Origin of the sequence: Pararhizobium arenae (assembly GCF_001931685.1) — a bacterium.
Taxonomy (GTDB): Bacteria; Pseudomonadota; Alphaproteobacteria; order Rhizobiales; family Rhizobiaceae; genus Pararhizobium; species Pararhizobium arenae.
In genome coordinates this window covers 440,388-459,528 of sequence record NZ_MOOY01000004.1, presented here as the reverse complement: position 1 = coordinate 459,528, position 19,141 = coordinate 440,388, and the positions used below count along the sequence as shown (strand labels likewise).

Here is a 19,141-nt window from a genome sequence, read left to right as displayed (position 1 = left end):
TCTTTCAGATTGTCCTCATACGTGGAGAGGCTGGAAGATGCTCGGGACAGGCCCGAGCATGACGGAGGAGAGTGATCAACCGATCGACATCAGGCTGGCATTGCCGCCCGCCGCGGCTGTGTTGATGCTGGTCGAGACTTCTTCCAGCAGCCAGTTGAGGCAATAGGCATCCGGGTTCTGGTCCAGCTCAGTCGTAGTAGCGGCCTGCACGAGAACAAGCGGGCCGGGAAGCCCTGCAATCTCCTTGTTGACGGCAACGATTCGATCCGCATCGCCTTCGACCAGCGCGCCGGCAAACGGGCTATCCGTCTTCCAGTTCTTCGACCAGGAGACACGGGCCAAAACAGAGGCCGGCAGGCCGGGCAGCTTTTCCTGAAGGCCGGAAGCAGCATCGATAACGACCGTGTTGCCGGTCGCAAGGGCGGCCGCCAGCTGGCGGTATAGGCCTGCTTCAGTCTGCGGCACAGCGAGGACGCGGCCGCGCGGATGCAGCGCATAGAGGTTGCGTTCCCCGACTGGGCCAGCAAGCTCACTGACAAGGCCGAGCGCCGAGACGCTGCCGGTTTCGCGGGTGGCAGACGCCTCGTTCTTCAGGCCCTTGCCATCCAGCCACTTGGCGAAATCGAGCAGCACCGGATCGGTATGAACGGAGCTGTGCTGCGGCGGCACCGGCGGCGTCGAGACGAGGCGGCCGAGATAGAGCGGGCCGCCGGCCTTCGGGCCGGTGCCGGAAAGGCCACGGCCACCAAAGGGCTGCACGCCGACGACCGCGCCGATGATGTTGCGGTTGACGTAGAGATTGCCGGCCTTCACCCGCGAGGTGACGTGGGCAATCGTCTCGTCGAGGCGGGTGTGCAGGCCGAAGGTGAGGCCATAGCCGGTGGCGTTGACGTCGTCGATCAGCCGGTCGAGGTCGTCGCGCTGGTAGCGCAGCACATGCAGCACCGGGCCGAAGACTTCGCGCTTCAGGTCGGAAAGCTGCTGAAGTTCGATGATCGTCGGGGCGACGAAGGTGCCCTTGGCTGCGGTTTCGCCGGGGGCGATGCGCTCGATCTTTGCGCCAATGCCACGCATCGTCTCGATATGCTTTTCGATGATGCCCTGGGCCTCGGCGGTGATGACCGGGCCGACATCAACGGAAAGACGGTCGGTGCGGCCGATTTCCAGTTCGTGCAGCGCGCCCTTGAGCATGGTCAGCACGCGCTCGGCCACGTCTTCCTGCAGGCAAAGAACGCGGAGCGCCGAGCAGCGCTGTCCGGCGCTGTCGAAGGCCGATGCGATGACATCGCCAACGACCTGCTCGGCCAGTGCCGAGCTGTCGACGATCATGGCGTTCTGGCCGCCGGTTTCGGCGATCAGCGGGATCGGCTTGCCGATCTTGGACAGACGGCCGGCGAGTTGGGCCTGGATGAGGCGGGCGACTTCGGTCGAGCCGGTGAACATCACGCCGGCAATGCCCTCGGAACCGACAAGCGCCGCACCGATGCGGCCGTCGCCCGGCAGAAGCTGCAGTACGTCGCCGGGAATACCGCCTTCATGAAGGATGCGTACACCTTCGGCGGCGATCAGCGGCGTTTCTTCTGCGGGCTTCGCCAGCACCGGGTTGCCGGCAACAAGGGCCGCAGCGATCTGGCCGGCGAAGATGGCGAGCGGGAAGTTCCACGGGCTGATGCAGACGATGGGCCCAAGCGGCGTATGCGCCGGGCCGAGCGTGCGGCTGGCCTGTTCGGCGTAGTAGCGCAGGAAGTCGATGGCTTCGCGGACTTCGGCGATGGCGTTGGGTAGCGACTTGCCGGCTTCGCGGATGATGAGGCCGAGCAGCGACGGCATGCGCTCCTGCATCAGATCCGCAGCACGGACGAGGCGGCTGGCGCGGTCGGCCGGTGAAACCTTGGCCCATTCGTTGGCAGTCGCCGTCGCGATCGAAACTGCCTTGCCGACATCCGCCTCGCGGGTTTCCGCGACGGTACCGACGCGATCACCGAGATCGCCGGGGTTGAGGACTGGGCGGCTATCGCCTTCAGCGACCTTGCCGCCGATCAGCGGGGCCGACTGCCAGTCGATCTTCGTCGTTGCGAGCAGCGCGTCGTCGAGCATCGAGAGCGTGTTTTCGTTGGAGAGGTCGAATCCCCTGGAGTTGGGGCGACCGCTATAGAGCGCTTCCGGCAGCTTGATCTTGTCGTGCTGGGCGCCGGGAACCGGCATGGCACGGACGATATCCACCGGATCGGCGATCAGATCATCCACCGAGACGGCCGGATCGGCGATGCGGTTGACGAAGGAAGAGTTGGCACCGTTTTCGAGCAGGCGGCGCACGAGATAGGCGAGCAGCGTCTCATGGGTGCCGACCGGGGCGTAGATGCGGGCCGGGCGGTCGAGCTTGTCCTTGCCGACGACTTCGTCATAGAGCGGTTCGCCCATACCATGAAGGCACTGGAACTCATAGTCGCCGACCTTGAAGTCGGGGCCGGCCAGTTCGTAGATCGTCGCCAGCGATTGAGCATTGTGGGTGGCAAACTGCGGGAAGATCACGTCGCGGGCGGCAAGCAGCTTCCTGGCGCAGGCGATGTAGGAAACGTCCGTATAGACCTTGCGGGTATAGACCGGGAAGCCGTCGAGGCCGTCAAGCTGGGCGCGCTTGATCTCGGCATCCCAATAGGCGCCCTTGACGAGGCGCACCATCATGCGATGGCCGGAGCGGCGGGCGAGATCGATGATGAAATCGAGCACGAAGGGGCAGCGCTTGCCATAGGCCTGCACGACGAAGCCGACACCGTTCCAGCCGGACAGATCGGGATCGAGACGCAGGGCTTCGAGCAGGTCGAGCGACAGTTCCAGCCGGTCGGCTTCCTCGGCATCAATGTTGAGGCCGATGTCGTAGCTCTTGGCGATCAGCGCCAGCGCCTTCACCTTCGGCAGCAGTTCGCCCATGACGCGCGCAGCTTGGGCCCGGACATAGCGCGGATGCAACGCGGAAAGCTTGATGGAGATGCCGGGGCCTTCATAGATGCCGCGGCCGGCGGATGCCTTGCCGATGGCATGGATGGCGTTTTCGTAATCGGCATAATAGCGCTTGGCATCGGCGGCCGTCGTCGCGGCCTCGCCGAGCATGTCGTAGGAATAGCGGAAGCCGCGGGCTTCGAGCGGGCGGGAGCGCTTCAGCGCCTCCTCGATGGTTTCGCCGGTGACGAACTGCTCGCCCATCATGCGCATCGCCATATCGACACCGCGGCGGATGACCGGCTCGCCGGCGCGGGCGATGAGGCGGGTCAGCGCTGCCGAAAGGCTGCGGTCGTTGACGGTGGAGGTGAGCTTGCCGGTGACGACGAGGCCCCAGGTCGCGGCATTGACGAACAGCGACTTGCCGCCGCCGATATGAGACTTCCAGTCGCCTTCGGAGATCTTGTCGCGAATGAGGGCGTCGCGGGTGGCAGTGTCGGGAATGCGCAGCAACGCTTCGGCAAGGCACATCAGCGCCACGCCTTCCTGGCTCGACAGCGAATATTCCTGCACCAGCCCTTCGACGCCGGAGCCCTTGTGCTTGGCGCGCAGCGCCGTGATCAGCGTGCGGGCGGTTTCCTTGGCGCGGGCGCGGATGTCGTCCGGCAGCGTGGCCTGCTCAAGCAGGCGCGGAACGGCTTCTGTCTCGGGGATACGGTAGGCGGCGGTGATTGCCTGACGCAGCGGCGTCGGTGCCGAAATCGGCGGCGCAAAATTGGCGAAGGGGGTTATGATTTCGTCTGCGATCGGTTGCGGCTGGCTCATCGTTCATCCCCATCAAGGCGCGCTACGGCATCTTCATTATCGGGCGCGAAAATACGACTGCTTCTTCCGTATATCCATCCAGTCAAATTGCAACATTGTAGATTTTATAGCTACATAAAGCTTTTAAATTAGCGATTTATGCGGCTCATAGTTTATTCTGCCGAAGAATGCTGAAAAGCACCGGCGGCTAGAATATCGCGGTGCCGGTGACGGGCCATGAGGCATTCGTCATCGCCGGGCATGCAGGTTCGACAGACGTGAGGGCGAGCGGCATAGATGCGGCAGCCGACATGGATACCGAGCTTGCCTTCCAGCGCATCGCAGCGATCGTTCGAACAGCGCATGCCGCCCAGATCCTCGGAGACGTATTCCGCGGGTATACGGTCGATCTCCGCATCGGTTTCCAGCGAAAAACGCGGCCAATCGGCGGAATAGGCGCAGCATGCGCCGCAGCTTTGACAGTCAAAGGTTTCAGGAGATGTGGTCATGACCAACGCTACCACAATCCCCTTTCGCCGGTAACTCTCAACTGCGGGCAAGCGATTTTCGCACGTCAGGCAACCGCAGCTTCGCGCTTTGCGATCTCGTAGTCTTCGGTGTGCACGAGGATACCGGTGTCGGTCATCACGGCGATGCCGTAAGCAGCGGGCTCATCGACCGACATCGAGGCATCCGGCGCTTCGAAGGGCATCGGTTGCTGGTGGCAAGTGCTCTTGAACACCGAGAAGGGAATGCCGCGGCTGGAGCCGGAGATCGTGCGATGCACATGGCCGGCGAAGATATGCAGCACATTGCCGTGCCGCTTCACCAGATCGTAGAACTCTACTTCATTGGTGAGGCGGATCAGGTCCATGCCAGTAAAACCGGTGGCATGCGGCGGGTGGTGCATGAAGAGCAGTACCGGCTTGTCGCCCGCCGTTTGCAGCTGCCGATCCAGCCATGCCATCCGCTTATCGCAGAGCAGGCCGGCATGGCTGTTGGGATAGTCGTAGGGCGGGGCAAACAATGTATCGAGCAGGAGGCAACGACAGTCGTCGAAATCGATCACGCGCTGAACGAAGCCATTCTCGTCCGTTACCGCATTGGTAAAGACGTCAATGAAGATTTCGCGCCGATCATGATTGCCGATGGTGATCGCCAGCGGCGGCACAAGCTTATCCAGCTCGCCCTTTAAGCGCACATACGAATCCTTGTCGGCCCAGTGGGCGAGATCGCCCATGACGATCACCTGATCGGCATCCGCATGGTAGCGGTTGACATGCGCGATACCGGCGGCGAGGCGCTTGGCCGGGTCGAGGCCGATGATGGTCTCCCCTTCGGGCACCATGTGCAAGTCTGTGAAAAGGATGAGTTTTGTCATGGAGGGACTCTTTAGGACTGGACGTAACCGAAAAGACTTCACCGCGGCGGAAGGGTCAAGAGCAATAATTGGGGTAAAGCCGGGAGTGCGAAGAGCGGGACATTTGCGCCACACGAAATCCGTGCGGCCGCCCGTAGGCAAGGCCGTTTTCCTGCGATATCACCGCCAGACACGGAATCGGCCGCCGCCGCCAAAGCACCAGGAGTATCGCCATGAGATGGAAACGCACGATCCAGCTGCTGGATGTTCACGCCGAGGGCGAGATCGGCAAAGTGGCGATTGGCGGCGTTCCGAAAATCCCCGGCAACTCCATCGCCGAGCAGCTTAACTACATCAACACCGTCGATGACAGCCTGCGCCGCTTCCTCTGCCTCGAGCCCCGCGCAGCATCCATCGGCTCCGTCAACCTGCTGGTGCCGCCGAAGCGGCCGGAGGCGGATGCGGGCTTCATCATCCTGCAGGCCGATCAGGCCCATGCCATGTCCGGGTCCAACTCGATTTGCGTGACGACCGCGCTGCTCGAATCCGGCATCGTCGAAATGAAAGAGCCGGAAACGATTGTGATGCTCGATACCGCCGCCGGCCTCGTCAAGGCGACGGCGACCTGCAAGGACGGACGCTGCGAGCGCGTGACGCTGACCATGACGCCCTCCTTCGTGCATGAGCTGGATGTCGAGGTGGATACGCCGGATTGGGGCCGCATCAAGCTCGATCTCTGCTATGGCGGCATCTTCTATGCGCTGGTGGACGTTTCACAGATCGGCACCACGATCGACAAGGCCAATGCCCGCACGCTGGTCGAGGCCGGCATGAAGCTGAAGGAGCTGGTCAATCGCACAATGTCCGTCGTGCATCCGGAAATCCCCGAGATCAGGGGCGTTGCCTATGTCATGTTCCGCGATACGGAAGCGGATGGCGCAGTGCGCACCTGCACGACGATGTGGCCGGGGCGCGTCGATCGCTCGCCATGCGGCACCGGCAGTTCCGCCAACCTCGCGACCCTGCATGCCCGCGGCCTCGCCAAGGTCGGCGATGTCTTTACCTCGCGCTCGATCATCGGTTCGGAATTCAAGGTCGGCCTGCAGGCGGTGACGGAAGTTGCGGGCAAGCCGGCGATCATCCCCACCATCTCCGGCCGCGGCTGGACCTTCGGCCTGCATCAGGTCGCGCTCGATCCCTTCGATCCGCTGGCGGAAGGTTTTGCGCTGACGGATACCTGGGGGCCGGAAGCGGGCAATATCCGCTAAAAAGGCATGCGGCCCGCCGGCTACTTCAGGCGAGCCGTCTTCTTGAGAGCCGGCATGGTAGCGATGCTGCCCGTCACGCTGTCGTCGATCATCGCCATATTGACAGGCTCTTCCGGCTGGGCGGCAAGCGCGGCGATCGCAAATTCGTCGCCGGCAATGGCAGCTCTCGCCAGAAGGTCGTGGGCGGCAGCCGTATCGCGCGCCACACCCTCGCCGGTCTGCAGCATGATCGCCAGATTGACCATGGCATCGACATTGCCGCGCGCGGCTGCAAGGGCATAAAACTTTGCCGCCTTTGCATTGTCCTCCGGCACCAGCTTTCCTTCATCGAACATGACGGCAAGGTTGAAGGCACCGAGATCGTCCTTGGCCTTCGATGCGCGCTCGAACCAGCGGGCGGCAAGGGCGGCATCCGCCACCGTGCCGACGCCATCGCGATAAGCGACGCCGAGATTGTAGGCGGCCAGCGTGTTGCCGGTTGCGGCGGATTTTTCAAAAAGGGCAAAGGCATTCTGATGGTCGCCGTTTTCGCCCAGCAGCACGCCGTAGTTCACCATCGCAAGCGCATGGCCTTTTTCGGACGCTTCCTTGAGCATCGCCATGGCTTGGGTGCGCTGTCCGGCTTTGTGAAGCACGCGGGCGAGCTGGAATGTCTGCCTGGCGCCGGCGTTCTGCTTGTAAGCCTCGCGGCAGGCGGAAAGGGCAACGCCGATGTTGATGTCTTCGGTCTCGACGGGGCGAAAGGAAAGGTTGCGCTGCAAATCGTATCTGCTGCCGGCCTCCAGGTCGCACTGATCTGCAGGCATCATTGTCGTCGCGCGTGCCGAGGGGATCGCGATCGCGGCAACCGATACCGCACTGACGACGGCAAGCAGCAGCGCGTTGATCAGCGAAATGTGTTTTGCGGCAACCTTTTTCATGGCTTTCTCCCTTTCTTTCGTGCCACCTTATGCCGCATGAACAGGATTGCCTGTTCCCGCGGAAACAGCCGCTTGCCCCGGAAGAGACGACAACGGAAGAAAAGCGGGGCACCGCCAGAAACGTCTGCCTGGCTTTCTGACATCGGCCCCTTTGTGAAGGAGTAGAGAATGACGAAGAATGCCCTTTCGCCACTTCCGATCGGCCGTCGCATATTCCTCGCGGGCAGCATTGTCGCAGCCGGCGGGTTGTTCGCACTTCCCACCCGCGCGGGCACGGTTATCGGCACCGCATCCGACATTCGCGGCGGGGTTCAGCGGAAACGCCAGCAATCGGCCGAAGGCCTCGCAACCGGCGCGGAGATCATGGAAAAGGACCTGGTAGCGACCGGGGCGGACGGCTTTGCCGATCTGAAACTGGAAGGCGATACGCGCATCCTGCTCGGCAACCAGACCGAACTTCTGCTCGACAGCTTCATCGCCAACCAGGGCGGCACGCTGGAACTTGGCATGGGCCAGATGGTTTTTGATCGTCCCGAAGGCCTGCCCAAGGTCGATCTCGCCTTGCGCACGACATTCGGCATGATCGGTGTGCGCGGCACGAAATTCTTCTGCGGCCCGACCCGCGGGGTTTTCGGGGTCTTCGTTGAACACGGGCAGGTCGCCGTCGAGGGCGGCGGCGTTACCGAGCTGGTCGGCCCCGGCGAAGGCGTCGAGATCGCCAAACCCGGCGACGCGCCAAACAAGCCCGTGCTCTGGAAGGAGCCGCGCATCGTCGAAGCCTATGCGAGCGTCGGCCTCACGCGGTAGGTGCAATCACGCGGGCGTGGTGAAAAGTTCCATCTCGCCGAAGCCACGTATCTCATGCATGCCGAGCGACCGCAGCGGACGGCCGCTCTGCACGCAGGCTTCCGGCCCGATGCAGATGGCGGTTCCGAGAAACTTGTTTGCCTCCTGCAGACGCGCCGCCAGATTGATGGCGTCGCCATGGGCGGTATAGTCCAGCTTGCCGCCAGCCCCCACTTCTCCGAGAACAGCAATACCGGTCTCGATGCCGATGCGCGTGCGGCCAAATTCATACTCAACGAAGCCGGGCCGCGTGCGCATCTCTTCCGTCAGCACATGGATCGCCTCGGCGCAGTCGATCGCTTTGTTGACGTGATCTTCCAGATCCTCCGGCGCGTTGAAGAAGGCATGCACGGCATCGCCCACCACCTTGTCCACCATGCCGCCGTGGATTGCGACCAGTGCGTTGACCTCCGCGTAGTAAGTATCGAGCAGCGCAACCAGTTCGCGGGGCGGCAGCTTGTGCGTCAAGGTGGAGAACCCCTCGATATCCGTAAACAGTGCCGTCACCGGACGCTCCTCGCTGGAGGCGGGATTGTCATCCGGGTTGTCGATGTAACGCTCCACGACGGACTGCGGCAGATATTGGGAAAACTTGGCCCGCGCAGTCGATTCCGAGCGACGCACCTTGGCGAATTGCAGGGTTGTGGTGACGGTCAAAACGACGATCAGGGCCAGGCTGATGCCGGGCGCATCGAAAAGCAGGGCGTCTACACGATAGAGCATGGTGGCGGCTGCGACGGTCGAGAGGACCGCAAGCAGGCCAAGCAGGGCAGACGTAATCGGCCGCAAGCGTGTCGCGATCAAGGCCAGCAGAATGCCGCCGATTGCAGCGATGGCCGCTTCGAAAGGCCGCTGCCCGGCATCGCGATGGGGGATGAAACCGGTCAGCACCGCGTTGGCGATGTCGGCATGCACCTGCACCGATGGCTCAAGCGGCATCGAGGCTGTCGGGCGCAAGCCTCCAAGGGTCGGCAGGCTGCTGCCGATCATCACGACTTTGCCCGCCAGTCGCTCCGGCGCGATCCGGCCTGAAAGAACCTCGCCTGCCGACACGGTGCGCTCGCCAATTCGTTCTTCGGAACCCGCAACGAAACGCATCGAGCCGCTCCCGTCGAACTGCAAGAGCCGTGTTTCCAGCTTCAGCCAGGGAGGCTCGCCACCGAGGATCGGCGTTCCGTTGCCAAGCGCAAGCCGCGCGGCTTCGATGCCAAAGGCCGGATAGGCATCATTGCCGAGGACGGAATAGGCCTGCACCCGTCTGACGCGCGCATCCTCGTCGCCGACCAGAAATCCGGCGGCCGCCGAGCGGGCATTTGCCTGAAGAAACCCGCAGGAGGTTTCAGCGCCATCGATGAACCACAGCTCCGGGATCGCCACCGGGCGGCGCACGGCGACAGGCGGCACGGGCGCCGGACGCTCGCCGACAACATCGCCAATGAGAAAACCGAGGACGGTCGGCGCCGAGCCTATGGCTGTGGCAAGCGCGGCGTTGCCGGGGTCGCTTTCGCTGCAATTGCCGCTGAACACGAAATCCACCGCAACCGTTCCGGCTTTCGCCTGCCCCAGCGCGGCGATCAATCGGGCCATGTCCGCCCGGTCCCATGTCCTGTCGTCCATCGCCTGCTGTGTCTGCCGATCGACATCGACAACGACGATATCAGGCGAACGGGGGCTCGCAACCCACTGGGTCATGCCGTCGAAAAACTGCTCTCGCTGGGTTTCGAGAACGGCCTCCCCCGCCCAGAAGAGCCCGGCAGCCATGAGCAAGCTTGCCGCAATGCCGGCATAGACGGGTCTGATGCGCGACAGGCGAAAGCTCTTCAAGAGCTAGTCCTCCTCGGGCTCTGCAATTCTCTGCAGCCGCTCGACATGGCAGGTGATGACACCATCGGAGCGCTTGATGGCGTGGCTTTCCTCCAGCGCAAGAATGGCGCGGTTGACCTTGGGTCGGCTGGCGCCAAGGATGCCGGCGATATCCGACTGGCTAAGCATCAGGCGCAGGTTCGCGCTTTCCGGCAGGTCGTCGCCGTGGATCTGCTTCAGCGTTGCAATGAAGAAGCGGGCGACACGTGCATTGAGATCGTAAAGCGCGATCGTCTCCAGACGCTCGGTGGTATCGCGCACCAATGTACAGAGGTAACGCATAATGGCTTCGGCGGCCGGCGGGCGGTGCGTGATGAACTCCATAAAGGCTTTCTTGCTGATGACGTAGCCTTCGGTCGCCGATATCGCCGTCGCGTCGGCCGAACGCGGATGACCATCCAGCACCGCCATCTCCCCGAAGAGCGCGCCCGCCTCGATGTGCCGCAGCAGGAGTTCGCGCCCTTGCGGCGTGATGAGTGAAAGCTTGATGCGACCGGACACCACCACGATCATATAGTTGCCTTCGTCGCCGCGCTGGAAGATCACCGTGCCGGGCGCCCATTTGCGGTGGGAAGCAAGAGAAGCAAGCGTCTCGATCGCATCCTTATCGAACTCTTCGAAAATCGGAAACGAACGCCAGAAGGCCGGGCTCTTGTTGATTTCACTCATGCAGATTCCTCGCGCGTTACCTTGGCAATACTTTCCGGAGTCTTTCCCCGTTGCAACAGGCAATGAACAAAAGCAAGGCTTTAAGCACGCTATAATTCATCGCCGCCAAAGTACAGCAGCCGCGGTTGACGACATCGGCCGATCGTTTTCAATTCGTGAACGATCTGTCTCCTGCGGCCCGTCTGGCAGAATTCGGGATTGCTGATACATCTAGCGCCATCACGAACCCCACCGGAGATCACTTCCATGCAGCAGAGCACCATCGTCCTCGTTGGACGCATCCTTCTTTCGATCCTCTTCATCTTCGCCGGCTTCGGCAAGATCACCGCTCTCGGCGGCACCGCCGGCTATTTCGGCAGCATCGGCCTGCCGGTTCCGATGGTAACGGCCGTCGTCGTCGCTCTCGTTGAACTTCTCGGAGGCATCGCCATCCTCGTTGGCTTCCAGACCCGCATCGTGTCTTACGTGCTCGCGGCGTTCTGCGTTGCCACGGCATTCATCGGCCACTTCAACTTCGCCGACCAGATGCAGCTTATCAGCTTCCAGAAGAACCTCGCCATGGCTGGCGGTTTCCTGGTTCTCGCAGCGTACGGCCCTGGCTCGCTCTCGATCGACGCTCGCCGCGCCTGATAGAACTGCTTTTATCGACAGAACCGGGCGCTGGAGCACAGCGCCCGGTTTTTTTTGTGTGCGTAATCCGCTGCCCATACGGGCGAAATGCTCTATCGGATAAATGATCGACAACACGGTCCGGCTTGGCTGCGATGATGCTGGCGGCCGAAACAATCCGCCGCGGGCAGCCTTCGCCACCAGCACATCCAGCTTCGCCCCAGCAGCCTTGCAGCAACAAAAAACCGGGCGTCGGCTCAAGCCGACGCCCGGTTTCAACTGTAACGCCTGAAGGACTACCGACGAGGACTGTACGTCACACCCGCCCTATTCCGCGGGTTTCGGCTTCTTGGAGAACAATCCCTTCAGATTGTCGAACAGCTCGATCTTGGCGCCGTGGCGCTTCATGATGTAGGCCTGCTGGATGATCGACAGCGTGTTGTTCCAGGCCCAGTAGATCACCAGGCCGGCCGGGAAGCTTGCCAGCATGAAGGTGAAGACAACGGGCATCCAGGTGAACAGCATCGCCTGGGTCGGATCCGGCGGGGTCGGGTTCATGCGCATCTGCAGGAACATGGTGACGCCCATGACCAGCGGCCAGACACCGATGAGCAGCATGTGCGGCACTTCGAACGGAAGAAGACCGAACAGGTTGAAGATCGAGGTCGGATCAGGCGCGGACAGGTCCTGAATCCAGCCGAAGAACGGTGCATGGCGCATTTCGATGGTGACGTAGATCACCTTGTAGAGCGCGAAGAACACCGGAATCTGCAAGAGGATCGGCCAGCAGCCGGCAACCGGATTGATCTTCTCGTCCTTGTAAAGCTGCATCATCGCCTGCTGCAGGCCCATGCGGTCGTCGCCGAACTTCTTCTTGAGTTCCTCCATCTTCGGCTGAACCTTCTTCATGTTCGCCATCGAAGCATACTGCTTGCTGGCGAGCGGGAAGAAAATCGCCTTGACGACGATGGTCGTCATCAGGATCGCCACGCCGAAATTGCCGAAGTAGCGGAAGAAGAAGTCCATCAGTTTGAACATCGGCTTGGTAATGAAGTAGAACCAGCCCCAGTCGATCAGCAGGTCGAACTGCGGAATACCGTAGCTTGCCTCATAGCCATCGACCAGCGGCACCTGCTTGGCGCCAGCAAAAACAAGGTTCTTGACATCCGCGCTCTGACCGGCAGCGATCGTGATCGGGTCCTGCTTGTAGTCCGTCTGGAAGCGCTCGCGACCGTCGGTGAAGTGCGAATAGCGGGATTCGTACGGCGTCGCCTGGGGCGGGACGATCGTGGTCGCCCAATACTTGTCGGTGATACCGAGCCAGCCGGTCGTTGCCTTGCCCGGCTCGACCGGCGCTTCGTTTTCAACCTTGTCGTACTTGATTTCCTGCAGGCCGTGCTCGCCGATGACGCCGATAAAGCCTTCATGCAAAACGTAAACACTGGGGGTCGTCGGCTTGGAGAAACGGGTGACGCGGCCATAGCTGGATAGCGACACGGGCTCTGCGCCGGCATTGGTGATCTTGTCGTCCACCTGGAACATGAAGTGTTCATCGACGGAGATGGTACGGTCGAAGGTGACCCCCTTCTCGTTGGTGTAGGTCAGCGTGACAGGGGTGGAGTGCGTCAGCTGCGTGCCGCTCTTCAGCGTCCAGACCGTCTGCGGGCCGGGGGCCGAACCGGAGGATTCGTTGCCGACATAGCCAAGCTCGGTAAAGTAACCATCCTTGGTCTCGGCGGGGCTTAGGAGCGTGATGATCGGGCTCTTGTCGTCGACCGTCTCGTGATATTCCTTGAGCTTCAGGTCGTCGAAACGGGCGCCGGTGAGGTTGATGGAGCCGCTGAGCGCCGGGGTGTCGATGGCCACGCGCGCAGACTTGGCGAGCGACTGGTCGCGGCTTTCGCCCGTGCCGGGAACCGCGGCATTGTTGGTCGAGCCCGGCAGTGCCGTTGCCTCGCCAGTGGCCGGCGTCGTCTGGGGCTTCGCGAGCTCGGCCTGTTCCGCGGCGATCCGCTCCTTCTCCATCTTGGGATTGATGTAGAGGAACTGCCAGGCGATCAGGATCACCACTGAGAGGGCGATCGCCACGAAGTAGTTGCGGTTATTTTCCATCATTCTTTCCTGGAGCCGGTCGGCGGCCGTGAATATTCTGCTTGCTTTCAATGCGGTCGCAGAGCCCCTTCGTCAGCCGCTCGAAAGGGGCAGTCAAAAGCTCGCGTCTGGCGACAATCACATAGTCGTGTCCGGGCTTCATTGCAAATCCGGCGGAAAGTCGCACGGCCTCTTTCAGGCGGCGGCGCATCCGGTTGCGCTCAACGGCGTTGCCGTGTTTCTTGGTCACCGTAAAACCGACGCGCGCGGCGCTCTTCGGTTCCTTGCGATCCAGAACTTCGAGAAGGAACAGCGGACCTTTGCGCTTTTCACCTTCGCGGACTTTGAGAAACTGCGGGCGGGTTTTAAGCCGCTCCGCAGGTATTTTCCGGTCGTTAGCCGTCATATGCCAACGCCCTTTTCTTCGACAGCTGACCTATGCCCTGCAAGACAGGACCAAAAAGCTGCCGAAAAGCCGCGCAGGGCGTATTCCGGTTCGATGAAACGGAGGACGCCCATGCGCCGGCAGGCCTTAGGCCGACAGACGCTTACGGCCACGTGCCCGGCGGGCAACGATAACCTTGCGGCCACCCTTGGTGGCGATACGTGCACGGAAACCGTGACGGCGCTTGCGAACAAGCTTGGACGGTTGGTAGGTACGCTTCGTCATTTATTTTAATACCGCGGTGTGCGGCCCTTCTTAAGTTTGCTTTTTAGCAAGGAGCGTTATCGTCAGGACACGGCGTTGCCACAGGGCAAGTGGGCTTGTCCAGACGTGCGCGGCTTATAAGTGCAAAAGAGCGCGCGAGTCAATCGCGGCCACGAGAAATGCTGGATTTCCGGTGTTCGCGTGCCAAATCAGCACTGCCGAATATAAGAGGGTATTAATTTAATCTGCAATCTTTAATTGAGATAGCACAAGAGCTACCTAAATCAACTGAAGATTTCGTTAACGAGCAATCCCTAAAATACTCCATACCCTTGAAAACGTTCGTTAACCAAGGCGGACTTAGGGTCCGCACATGTGTGAGCCGTAAGCTGCGACTTTCGGGGTCACATCCACCGTTGAGGACCCTGCATTATGAAAATTCGTGGCAAGATTTATCTGATCGTCGGTATCATGAGTATGATAACCGTCGTGGTTACCGGCATCGCCCTGACCGTCGTCAGCCAGTACAACGCCCACCTTCGCGCTTTTGACGTAGCCTCGGACCGCGCCTTCAACGGCGCTCATCTGAACCGGCTTGTGACAGCGGTGGTTATGGAAGCGCGCGGCATCTACGCCGCTCCGACGGTCGAAAAGGCCGCCCCCTTTGCGGAAGGCATTGCAAAGAACCTCGACAAGATCGACGACCTGCTCACGAAATGGCGCCCGCTGGTGCCTGCCGAGCAACTCCCTGCCTTCGATGCAGTCGTCGGCAGAGCCGCCGAGTTCCGAACCTTCCGCACGGAAACGGCCCGTCTCAGCCAGGAAGTTTCGCCCCAGGCCGCCAACGAACAGGGCAACAACGAACTGAACCGCGCGAACCGGAAGGCCTTCCAGGCTGAAATCGACGCCGTGGTCGCGACCGATCTTGCTGCATTGGACGTCATTCAGGAAGAAATCAACTCCATCGAATATCAGATGACGTTCCTGGTGCTTTTGACTGCGGGTATCGGTCTTGCGATCGGCACAGGAACTGCTTTCTACATCGGCACCAACCAGCTCAGCCGCCCGATCCTCAAGTTGACGGACTCGATGAAGAGCTTAGCTTCTGGCGACCTCGAAACCGAGGTTCCGTTCGCCGGACGAAAGGATGAAATCGGCGAAATGGCAGCTGCCGTCGAGGTCTTCAAGCACAAAAGCCTCGATGTGCGAGAACTCAACGCCCAGGAAAACGCACTGCGCGAAAAGAGTGCCGATCTGCAGTCGAGCATCGCCGTTGTGGTTTCCGCCGCAGCAGCAGGCGACTTTACCAAGCGCATCAGCAAGGATTACGGCAACGCAGACCTCAACCGCTTTGCCGGCAGCGTCAACGAGCTGGTTTCTGGTGTCGACACCGGCATCAGCGAAACCCGCCGCGTTGTCGCAAGCCTTTCGGCCGGCGACCTGACCCAGTCGATGAACGGTCAGTTCCAGGGCGCTTTTGCGGAATTGCAGAGCAATGTGAACGACACCTTCGCCATTCTGCAGAAAACCATGCGCGAGGTGCGTGCCACCACCGACAGCATCAACGGCAACTCGTCCGAACTGCGCTCGGCCACGGATGACCTGTCGCGCCGGACGGAACAGCAGGCAGCTGCACTCGAGCAGACGTCGGCAGCGCTCGACGAGATCACCGTTGCGGTGCGCAACTCCACGGACCGCGCCCAGGAAGCGACCGTCATGGTCACCGGGGCCAAGCAGAGTGCTGCCCAGTCCGCAACGGTCGTGCGCAACGCCGTCGATGCCATGGGCCGCATCGAGCAGGCTTCCAGCGAAATCGGCCAGATCACCAACGTCATCGACGAAATCGCCTTCCAGACCAACCTGCTGGCCCTCAACGCTGGCGTGGAAGCGGCCCGCGCCGGGGATGCCGGCAAGGGTTTCGCGGTTGTCGCCCAGGAAGTTCGCGAGTTGGCCCAGCGCGCCGCCAGCGCCGCCAAGGACATCAAGGCCCTGATCAGCAAGTCCGGCGCAGAAGTGGCAACCGGCGTGCAGCTGGTCCAGGAAACCGGCGAGGTGCTCGGGCAGATCGAAAGCCGTGTCCTGAAGATCAACGATCACATCCACTCGATCGCCACCGCGGCCCGCGAACAGTCCACGGGCCTCAGCGAAGTCTCGACCGCCATCAACCAGATGGACCAGGTGACCCAGCAGAACGCGGCCATGGTCGAGGAAGCAAACGCCGCCACCCACAAGCTGTCGGCGGAAGCCGATGGCCTGGCGAACCTCGTTTCGCACTTCAAGGTGGATGAGAGCGCCCGCCAGGTGTCCGCACCTGCCGCCGTCCGGGATACGGCTCGCCCCGTCGCCTCGCCTGCCCGCAAGATGATGGGCTCGGTCGCGCGCGCCTTCGGTGGCGGCTCTGCAAGCGCTGCCGTGGCCAAGGACAACTGGGAAGAATTCTGATCATCCCACCCGACAACCCGATCCAAGCAGCCCCGCGGCTCATCTCCGCGGGGTTTTTCATGCCGGTCATTGCAGAAACGGGAATTTCTCCACCACCGGGCACGTTTCTCGAAACCGCGACACATTTTTGCCGCACAGGCTATAGCACCTTGATGTGGCAGGCAGATTCCGCTTCGCTGGCTGGAAATTCAACTGGGCTTTCTAATATACCTTTTTAGTATGAAACCACGCGCACGAACATTCCGTATAGGGTAAGCAACGGGCGTAATAGCAGCGCGGGCAAATCGCAGATGACCAACCGACAACCAGCCACGGGATCGCAAGAACCTTCCCAGCCGAAGGTCGGCCTGCTTCAGGGCCTGTCCGGCAGGCTGCTGCTGCTGACGATTGTCTCCGTTATGCTTGCGGAGGTGCTGATCTTCGTGCCTTCCGTGGCCAACATGCGCCTTCGCTGGCTCGAGGACCGCCTGAACACCGCCGCCGCCGCCGGTGTTGTTGTCGATGGCCTTGATAACGTCGAGCTTCCCCGCCCGCTGCAAGACGAGACCTTGATGGCCACCGACACGAAGGCGATCGCCATCCGCCGCAAGGACGAATCACGGCTCATCGCCGCCGTCGATATGCCGCCGGAGGTCGATGCGCAGTATGATCTTTCGGATGTAACGCCCGTCGAGGCGATCAGCGACGCCTTTCACACGCTGTTGTTCGGGGGCGACGAAATCATGCGCGTCTATGGCCCGCTCGGGGAAAGCGACGCGGTGATCGAGCTTGTCATGTCGGATCGAAATCTGCACAAGGCCATGCTCGTCTATGCGCGCAACGTTTTCTTCCTGTCGATCGGGCTCTCGCTGTTTACCGCGACGCTGATTTTCCTTGCGATCAACCGTATCATGATCGTGCCGATTCGCCGCATGACCGCGAGTATGCGGGCGTTTTCCGAAGACCCCGCCGACCCGGCGCGGGTGCTCACGCCGTCATCGGGGCAGGATGAGCTTTCGGTTGCCGGCCAGCATCTGGCATCGATGCAGCAGCAGCTCCAGAAGACCCTGAAAAACCAGAAAAATCTCGCTGATCTCGGGCTTGCCGTCTCGAAGATCAACCACGACATGCGCAATATCCTGTCGTCCGCGCAGCTGATTTCCGACCGACTGGCGGATGTCGACGATCCCATCGTCAAGCGGTTCGCGCCAACGCTATTGCGCACCATCGACCGCGCCGTCGGCTATACGACCGAAGTTCTCTCCTATGGCCGCACCACAGAACAGGAGCCTCACCGTCGGTTCCTGGCGCTCCGTCCGCTTGTGGCCGATGTGGCAGAGATCCTCTCGATCGATCCCGCGTCCGGCATCGACTTCCGCAACCTCGTTCCCGAAGACCTGCAGGTGGACGCCGACAGCGAACAGCTTTTCCGCGTCGTTCACAATATTTGCCGAAACGCCGTGCAGGCGCTGATGAACGACACCGAAGGCGATGGCCTCGGCGTGATTACGGTGTCTGCCGTGCGCACCGGCAGCGTCGTTAGCATCAGCGTGGATGACACAGGCCCCGGCATGCCGCTGAAAGCCCGGGAGAACCTGTTCTCGGCCTTCCGTGGCTCGGCGCGTTCGGGCGGGACAGGGCTTGGGCTGGTCATTGCGCGTGAACTCGTGCTTGCCCACGGTGGAACAATTGCCCTTGTGGAAAAACCGTCTCCGGGCACCCTATTCCAGATCGAACTCCCTGACAGGGCCGTGCCGCTCGATGTCTTTCGCTCAAGGGCACGGCGCTAGAGCATCCGCTGGAAAACGTGGACAACCGTTCGTCGGCGAAACAATGCCCCGACGGTCGCATGTCGCAGCGCCGCGCGTCCTGTCTATAATTTTCCTTTGATTTCAAAATCATAGCTTTTATCTACAGGCAAAAAGCAAAATTTCTCCGGAAATTCGCTTGCATTCGCGGAACGGACGTTTTAGAGGATCGCCACGCAAGCGGTTGACGCCGCAGCGACACGCACCCGTAGCTCAGCTGGATAGAGCACCAGACTACGAATCTGGGGGTCAGGAGTTCGAATCTCTTCGGGTGCGCCATTTCTTTTTCAGCAATTATAGATTTAACGCCTCAGGCATGGCAGCATCGCCATGCCTGCTGCAGACGTTTATCAGTACGGCGATACGCACTGACGTCGCGGACCGTTGTAGGGCTGATACGTGTTGTCGTAAGCCCTATACGAACGGTAGCGGTTGTAGCACCAGGACGCATGGGAGTTTCCGGCGTAGTAGCGACGCGGCTGGGCGTTCACGATCCCGCCGATGATTGCGCCGGCCGCTAGTCCACCGATGATGGCACCTGCATAGTTTCGGCGGTGGTGATAACGGTGGTGATAGTGGTGGCGTCCATGGCGCCAGCGGCGGTCGTACCGCCGATCATGACGGTGGTGTCTGCGAACATACCGACGGTCCCGCACCTCTTCCACGCCCGGCATTTTGGCCTGCGGCGCCGAAATGGCTGGAACGCCTGGAAACGCATGGGCCGGCACGACGCCGGTAAAGGCTGTAGCCAAGGCTACGAAGACGACTGCGATCTTCTTCATCTTTCACACTCCTGCAAAATCGTTCGATCGTTTGCAGCAGCAACGCGAGAGTTGCCTTTCCGGATCCATCACGGCTTCGTCATCAGCCGCTAACGCCTTCGGCGCCGCGCC

The 19,141-nt window shown here is 61.4% G+C and carries 16 protein-coding genes and 1 tRNA gene; 7 read left to right on the top strand and 10 right to left on the bottom strand.

The genetic code is table 11. The features are described 5' to 3' along the window. Positions 1–75: 75 nt before the first annotated feature. The 3 genes from putA to spdA form a co-directional block, all read right to left on the bottom strand. A complete protein-coding gene (gene putA / locus BLX89_RS11560; RefSeq protein WP_075291033.1) occupies positions 76–3,765 on the bottom strand; it encodes a trifunctional transcriptional regulator/proline dehydrogenase/L-glutamate gamma-semialdehyde dehydrogenase in 3,690 nt (1,229 codons plus the stop codon). A 152-nt stretch (positions 3,766–3,917) separates the two neighbouring features. Further along, positions 3,918–4,253, bottom strand: coding sequence for a YkgJ family cysteine cluster protein (locus BLX89_RS11555; RefSeq protein ID WP_075291032.1), 336 nt, complete (start codon positions 4,251–4,253; stop codon positions 3,918–3,920). Positions 4,254–4,318: 65 nt separating this feature from the next. Beyond that, positions 4,319–5,125 (bottom strand): 2', 3'cyclic nucleotide phosphodiesterase SpdA, encoded by an 807-nt coding sequence (gene spdA, locus BLX89_RS11550; protein WP_075291031.1) that lies wholly within the window; start codon positions 5,123–5,125, stop codon positions 4,319–4,321. A 212-nt stretch (positions 5,126–5,337) separates the two neighbouring features. Here spdA and BLX89_RS11545 point away from each other — a divergent pair, with 212 nt between their 5' ends. After that, entirely contained in the window at positions 5,338–6,372 is a 1,035-nt protein-coding gene (locus tag BLX89_RS11545) for a proline racemase family protein (protein WP_075291030.1), read from the top strand. Between the two features lie 20 nt (positions 6,373–6,392). Here BLX89_RS11545 and BLX89_RS11540 read toward each other — a convergent pair whose 3' ends face one another. After that, positions 6,393–7,292, bottom strand: coding sequence for a tetratricopeptide repeat protein (locus BLX89_RS11540; protein ID WP_075291029.1), 900 nt, complete (start codon positions 7,290–7,292; stop codon positions 6,393–6,395). A 168-nt stretch (positions 7,293–7,460) separates the two neighbouring features. On the opposite strand from BLX89_RS11540, the gene BLX89_RS11535 reads away from it, so the two are divergent. Then, on the top strand, positions 7,461–8,099 hold the full coding sequence (locus tag BLX89_RS11535) for a FecR family protein (protein ID WP_075291028.1): 639 nt from the start codon (positions 7,461–7,463) through the stop codon (positions 8,097–8,099). A 6-nt stretch (positions 8,100–8,105) separates the two neighbouring features. On the opposite strand, the gene BLX89_RS11530 is transcribed toward BLX89_RS11535, so the two are convergent. Together BLX89_RS11530 and BLX89_RS11525 are read right to left on the bottom strand one after the other, a co-directional pair. After that, positions 8,106–9,899, bottom strand: a complete 1,794-nt coding sequence (locus BLX89_RS11530) for a CHASE2 domain-containing protein (RefSeq protein WP_075291119.1) — start codon at positions 9,897–9,899, stop codon at positions 8,106–8,108. Between the two features lie 66 nt (positions 9,900–9,965). Further along, a complete protein-coding gene (locus BLX89_RS11525) occupies positions 9,966–10,670 on the bottom strand; it encodes a Crp/Fnr family transcriptional regulator (RefSeq protein ID WP_075291027.1) in 705 nt (234 codons plus the stop codon). Between the two features lie 246 nt (positions 10,671–10,916). On the opposite strand from BLX89_RS11525, the gene BLX89_RS11520 reads away from it, so the two are divergent. After that, positions 10,917–11,300: a DoxX family protein gene (locus BLX89_RS11520; RefSeq protein WP_075291026.1), complete on the top strand. Its 384-nt coding sequence runs from the start codon at positions 10,917–10,919 to the stop codon at positions 11,298–11,300. 103 nt (positions 11,301–11,403) lie between these two features. Next, a complete protein-coding gene (locus BLX89_RS24645) occupies positions 11,404–11,571 on the top strand; it encodes a hypothetical protein (RefSeq protein WP_158025953.1) in 168 nt (55 codons plus the stop codon). A 35-nt stretch (positions 11,572–11,606) separates the two neighbouring features. Here the strand turns inward: BLX89_RS24645 and yidC are convergent, their stop codons facing one another. From yidC to rpmH, 3 genes are all read right to left on the bottom strand, one after another. Next, positions 11,607–13,391 (bottom strand): membrane protein insertase YidC, encoded by a 1,785-nt coding sequence (gene yidC, locus BLX89_RS11515; protein ID WP_075291025.1) that lies wholly within the window; start codon positions 13,389–13,391, stop codon positions 11,607–11,609. Beyond that, positions 13,381–13,776: a ribonuclease P protein component gene (gene rnpA, locus BLX89_RS11510; protein ID WP_075291024.1), complete on the bottom strand. Its 396-nt coding sequence runs from the start codon at positions 13,774–13,776 to the stop codon at positions 13,381–13,383. The genes yidC and rnpA overlap by 11 nt, the downstream gene beginning before the upstream one ends. Positions 13,777–13,902: 126 nt before the next feature. Further along, positions 13,903–14,040, bottom strand: a complete 138-nt coding sequence (gene rpmH, locus BLX89_RS11505; protein ID WP_037104763.1) for a 50S ribosomal protein L34 — start codon at positions 14,038–14,040, stop codon at positions 13,903–13,905. A gap of 411 nt (positions 14,041–14,451) precedes the next feature. On the opposite strand from rpmH, the gene BLX89_RS11500 reads away from it, so the two are divergent. The 3 genes from BLX89_RS11500 to BLX89_RS11490 all read left to right on the top strand — a co-directional run bounded on the left by BLX89_RS11500 (position 14,452) and on the right by BLX89_RS11490 (position 18,527). Beyond that, positions 14,452–16,461, top strand: coding sequence for a methyl-accepting chemotaxis protein (locus BLX89_RS11500; protein ID WP_075291023.1), 2,010 nt, complete (start codon positions 14,452–14,454; stop codon positions 16,459–16,461). A gap of 290 nt (positions 16,462–16,751) precedes the next feature. After that, positions 16,752–18,230 carry a sensor histidine kinase gene (locus tag BLX89_RS11495; RefSeq protein WP_075291022.1) on the top strand — a complete coding sequence of 493 codons (1,479 nt, stop codon included), beginning with the start codon at positions 16,752–16,754 and terminating at the stop codon, positions 18,228–18,230. 220 nt (positions 18,231–18,450) lie between these two features. Beyond that, positions 18,451–18,527, top strand: a tRNA-Arg gene (locus BLX89_RS11490). Between the two features lie 71 nt (positions 18,528–18,598). Here the strand turns inward: BLX89_RS11490 and BLX89_RS11485 are convergent. Then, positions 18,599–19,030 carry a BA14K family protein gene (locus BLX89_RS11485; RefSeq protein WP_075291021.1) on the bottom strand — a complete coding sequence of 144 codons (432 nt, stop codon included), beginning with the start codon at positions 19,028–19,030 and terminating at the stop codon, positions 18,599–18,601. Positions 19,031–19,141: the final 111 nt, after the last annotated feature.

Coding starts and splice junctions, on each gene's coding strand:
- putA (WP_075291033.1), bottom strand. CDS start 3,765: ATGAGCCAGCCGCAACCGATCGCAGACGAAATCATAACCCCCTTCGCC.
- BLX89_RS11555 (WP_075291032.1), bottom strand. CDS start 4,253: ATGACCACATCTCCTGAAACCTTTGACTGTCAAAGCTGCGGCGCATGC.
- spdA (WP_075291031.1), bottom strand. CDS start 5,125: ATGACAAAACTCATCCTTTTCACAGACTTGCACATGGTGCCCGAAGGG.
- BLX89_RS11545 (WP_075291030.1), top strand. CDS start 5,338: ATGAGATGGAAACGCACGATCCAGCTGCTGGATGTTCACGCCGAGGGC.
- BLX89_RS11540 (WP_075291029.1), bottom strand. CDS start 7,292: ATGAAAAAGGTTGCCGCAAAACACATTTCGCTGATCAACGCGCTGCTG.
- BLX89_RS11535 (WP_075291028.1), top strand. CDS start 7,461: ATGACGAAGAATGCCCTTTCGCCACTTCCGATCGGCCGTCGCATATTC.
- BLX89_RS11530 (WP_075291119.1), bottom strand. CDS start 9,899: ATGGCTGCCGGGCTCTTCTGGGCGGGGGAGGCCGTTCTCGAAACCCAG.
- BLX89_RS11525 (WP_075291027.1), bottom strand. CDS start 10,670: ATGAGTGAAATCAACAAGAGCCCGGCCTTCTGGCGTTCGTTTCCGATT.
- BLX89_RS11520 (WP_075291026.1), top strand. CDS start 10,917: ATGCAGCAGAGCACCATCGTCCTCGTTGGACGCATCCTTCTTTCGATC.
- BLX89_RS24645 (WP_158025953.1), top strand. CDS start 11,404: ATGATCGACAACACGGTCCGGCTTGGCTGCGATGATGCTGGCGGCCGA.
- yidC (WP_075291025.1), bottom strand. CDS start 13,391: ATGGAAAATAACCGCAACTACTTCGTGGCGATCGCCCTCTCAGTGGTG.
- rnpA (WP_075291024.1), bottom strand. CDS start 13,776: ATGACGGCTAACGACCGGAAAATACCTGCGGAGCGGCTTAAAACCCGC.
- rpmH (WP_037104763.1), bottom strand. CDS start 14,040: ATGACGAAGCGTACCTACCAACCGTCCAAGCTTGTTCGCAAGCGCCGT.
- BLX89_RS11500 (WP_075291023.1), top strand. CDS start 14,452: ATGAAAATTCGTGGCAAGATTTATCTGATCGTCGGTATCATGAGTATG.
- BLX89_RS11495 (WP_075291022.1), top strand. CDS start 16,752: ATGACCAACCGACAACCAGCCACGGGATCGCAAGAACCTTCCCAGCCG.
- BLX89_RS11485 (WP_075291021.1), bottom strand. CDS start 19,030: ATGAAGAAGATCGCAGTCGTCTTCGTAGCCTTGGCTACAGCCTTTACC.